The organism is Desmonostoc vinosum, from assembly GCF_059505385.1.
The window spans coordinates 1-2,323 of sequence record NZ_JCACKM010000009.1 but is presented as its reverse complement, the minus strand read 5'-3'; the positions used below and the strand labels follow the sequence as shown (position 1 = coordinate 2,323).

Below are 2,323 nucleotides of genomic sequence, written 5' to 3'. Positions count from 1 at the left end.
TATGTTAGCGTAAGCTATCCGCTAACTACTCTCCCACACCTTTTTTCGTTCACCCGCCGTTTGGGTGGGGTGAAGGGAACGCTACAAAAACGCGCAACTGAGGTGTATGAGGGTTTGTCCGGAGAGGAGCAGGAAGCAGCCAAGCAGATTTTTTTGGAGTTGACGCAGTTGGGAGAGGGAACGGAGGATACCCGCAGACGGGTTTTATTGCGGGATTTGACAGGGGAGAACAGGGAACAGGTAATTCAAAAATTGGTGGATGCGCGGTTAATTGTCACTCAGGAAGAAATTAGGGAAAATCAAAAGTTTGTAGTGGTGGATGTAGCCCATGAAGCGTTGATTCGTCATTGGTTGCTGTTGAGGAAATGGTTGGATGAAAACCGCGATCGGTTGAGAGAAAAGCGAAAAATTGAAGCAGCTGCACAAGAGTGGAGAAATTTCAGTAAGGGAAAAGATTATTTATTTAAAGGCGGGCAATTAAAGAAAGCAAAAGCATGGCTGAGTTTGTTTGGGAGTGCGATCGCGTTTGGTTTTGAGGGGTTGGTTTGGAGGTGCGATCGGGTTGCTAGAATATTCAGCAAAACAAGGTAAACAAAAATGAAGGCGATCGAAGTTACTGGCAAAATCGACGAACTGGGAAACCTGATTTTAGATGAACCGATTCAAGGTACAACTTATCGCCATCAGGTACGAGTAATTGTACTGGTTCCAGAAGCAACAGAAGAGGCTGATCCCGATGATACACCCGTTGAAGAGATTAAAGCCAGCCTGAGAAGAGCTTTACATCAAGCAAAAACAGGGCAACGTCTACCACTATCTCAGATGTGGGAGGGAATTGATGCCGAATGAAGAACAACCGTTAGTTTGCATTGATTTAACCCCTGAATGCAAACTAAATTTGCGCGACCTCTCTAAGCGATTTCGTAATATTCGTTCTGATGTTGAAATGCTTACTGAGCAGCTACAACAGGGAAATATTTTGGGAGATAGAATTGGAGGTGTTGGTGAAGAGTATGTGGTTTATAAGGTGAGAGTTCGTAACAGTAATATCCAAAAAGGTAAAAGTGCTGGATATAGATTAATTTATCAAATTGAATCACCGACTAGTATTTTACTATTGACTATTTATTCCAAGTCCGACAGAGAAGATATTGCTGCTAATGAAATTCTAGATATTGTAGCTAATTTCAATAGAGAGGAAAGTTAAATAAGTTCAGGAAAAATTGTTGCTCTGATATTGATTTTAGAAGAAGCGATCGCATTTACTTGGTTTATTGGGAAGTGCGATCGCTCATTATGAAGCAAGCAGGAGTCACTCAAGCTTTGACTTTTGATCAACATTTCGTACAAGCAGGTTTTCAGGCTCTGATGAGATAAATTGAGGACTGAGTTACTTTTGAAGAGAGTGAAGCTTACGCGAGGTGAGTCGTTCGCGTTTTTTGGGTTTGATTGGGAGTGCGATCGCCTTTGTTTGGTTGGTTTGGAGGTGCGAAACTATTCTAAACTCCAGTCTATGGTGTAGTGCCTTTGTTCGTTAAGCCTGCTGTAATTGTTTTTGTTGCAGCTTTTGGACAGCTTCTACCCACGCAGGTGCTTTTTTACCATTAATAGGTGTCAGCTTTTGCCAGTGTTCTTGTAACTGGGTTTGTGTCAAGTGGGGTAACTGTTCTTTCGCCCAGTTAATCGCATCTTGGGCAGTTTTCCAATCTTTCCAGGGTTGTGATTGGGGACTACCCTTTGTGGTTGGAACTATCTCGATAAGTGTAGCTTCTAACCAAAGGTGCGCGCCTTCATCCCGCATGAGATTTTGACGTGTCATCAAGAGTGCGATCGCATTTCGGATCTGTTCGATATTCCACAACTGCGAGATATTTAGGGCTTGCTGAAAAAGTAACAAAAAAGCCTTTGAAGGATTAATTAGTTATTCAAGCAAGAGTCAAAGATAAGTTTTTATTGCCTGTAACTTGGTAAATCATAAGCCTCAATCATATTAGACGGGAAAAAAGGTGTAGTTTTCAAAAATAGACACAAAAAAGCCCTAAATAACCGTGACAGATGAGCAGATAGATTCATCACTAAAAAAGTCATAGCAATTGCAGTAAGAGAAGTGTGAGAAAGTTTCGCCATCACTCTATTAAGGCTGAATCTCATGAACGCTTGCCCAAACTTTCCCTCAAGAGAATTACGAATTCTTTCATCTTCCTTAGCTTGTTGCTTTTTTTCTTTACTAATATTGGCTGGTGGTCTTCCTAAAGGAACTCCACTGATTCTATAGGAATCCTATTTGATTTTTGAAAAAACTCCGTACATTTCAAGAGTGGCA

General features: G+C 41.4%; 4 protein-coding genes and 1 pseudogene. 3 read left to right on the top strand and 2 right to left on the bottom strand.

The window, feature by feature from the left end:
• From AC5JMF_RS01025 to AC5JMF_RS01015, 3 genes are all read left to right on the top strand, one after another.
• Positions 1-591, top strand: a 591-nt coding sequence (locus AC5JMF_RS01025; protein ID WP_495793861.1) for an nSTAND1 domain-containing NTPase, incomplete at its 5' end; no start/stop codon positions are given.
• Positions 592-597: 6 nt separating this feature from the next.
• Positions 598-849 (top strand): type II toxin-antitoxin system RelN family antitoxin, encoded by a 252-nt coding sequence (locus AC5JMF_RS01020; RefSeq protein WP_495793860.1) that lies wholly within the window; start codon positions 598-600, stop codon positions 847-849.
• Complete coding sequence (locus AC5JMF_RS01015; RefSeq protein ID WP_495793859.1) at positions 839-1,207, top strand: type II toxin-antitoxin system RelE/ParE family toxin; 369 nt, start codon at positions 839-841, stop codon at positions 1,205-1,207. Before AC5JMF_RS01020 ends, AC5JMF_RS01015 begins: the two co-directional genes overlap by 11 nt.
• Before the next feature lie 327 nt (positions 1,208-1,534).
• Here the strand turns inward: AC5JMF_RS01015 and AC5JMF_RS01010 are convergent, their stop codons facing one another.
• On the bottom strand, positions 1,535-1,897 hold the full coding sequence (locus AC5JMF_RS01010; RefSeq protein WP_495793858.1) for a hypothetical protein: 363 nt from the start codon (positions 1,895-1,897) through the stop codon (positions 1,535-1,537).
• A 53-nt stretch (positions 1,898-1,950) separates the two neighbouring features.
• Positions 1,951-2,271, bottom strand: a pseudogene (locus tag AC5JMF_RS01005) (transposase); the annotation flags it as partial.
• Positions 2,272-2,323: the final 52 nt, after the last annotated feature.

Coding starts and splice junctions, on each gene's coding strand:
- AC5JMF_RS01020 (WP_495793860.1), top strand. CDS start 598: ATGAAGGCGATCGAAGTTACTGGCAAAATCGACGAACTGGGAAACCTG.
- AC5JMF_RS01015 (WP_495793859.1), top strand. CDS start 839: ATGCCGAATGAAGAACAACCGTTAGTTTGCATTGATTTAACCCCTGAA.